Annotated in this window: 1 protein-coding gene; it reads right to left on the reverse strand. The window is 54.0% G+C overall.

All coding sequences use genetic code 11. From position 1 onward, the window contains the following. Positions 1–178: 178 nt before the first annotated feature. Positions 179–718 (reverse strand): GNAT family N-acetyltransferase, encoded by a 540-nt coding sequence (locus IC50_RS38245; RefSeq protein ID WP_014498653.1) that lies wholly within the window; start codon positions 716–718, stop codon positions 179–181. Positions 719–803: the final 85 nt, after the last annotated feature.

Below are 803 nucleotides of genomic sequence, written 5' to 3' on the forward strand. Positions count from 1 at the left end.
AGGCAGCTGTGACTTTCTTGGCGTGAACGGCTGGAAACGAGGATGGCAGAATCGTATCATCGGTCATGGCGGGCGTGGTTTAAGGTGATGGGGTGGCTTCGCAACCGAATCCTACGCCGCATCAGCGCTTTACACCACGCTCGCCAGCCCTCAGGCGCACTCTTACGAATAAGACGGGCTAGCGCTCCATCTCGCCCATAAGAATTTCATCTGAGACGTATCGTGGATTGGAAATGACAGTCCGCATTTCCGCATTCTTGCCCTCGTCCGCAAACCGGAATCCCTTCTTGTAGAAAAATGCTGAAGCTCCTTCATCTTGAGAGAGAAGGGATAGCTTGGAAAGGCCCGCGGACTGCCTAGTATGATCGGCGACTTCAATCATAGCCGTCCCGACCCCTTTGTACCTCGACCGGCCGAGATTTTCTATGCTGAGAATTCGCAAACTGTTGCGCCCCGGCGCCACGGTCATCGCTCCCACCTTATTGCGTTCATTGGCATCAGTAAACAAAGAAACACTTTGGGCGTTGCCAATATTGCTACTTACTCTGTGTAGGCGGACTGACACACCTGTCCTCTTGTCAAAAGCGGAAGACGCTGGTCCAGCAGCTAAAGCGGCCGTAAAAGCAGCACCATCTGCGCCAGAAGTGCCGGCCAGCGCATCGCGCTGCTGGTCCACACTTTGCCCGTCGGAGGGCCAGTTGTTGTAATTGGTTCTCATCACAACGAGCTACTATTTGGACGAGCTGACAGAAAGCTGACAAAGCCGACGCATGAGCCGGTCCTTTACGAATAAGACGGGCTAG

It is taken from the genome of Bradyrhizobium genomosp. I (2014) (genome assembly GCF_000261685.1).
Taxonomy (GTDB): Bacteria; Pseudomonadota; Alphaproteobacteria; order Rhizobiales; family Xanthobacteraceae; genus Bradyrhizobium.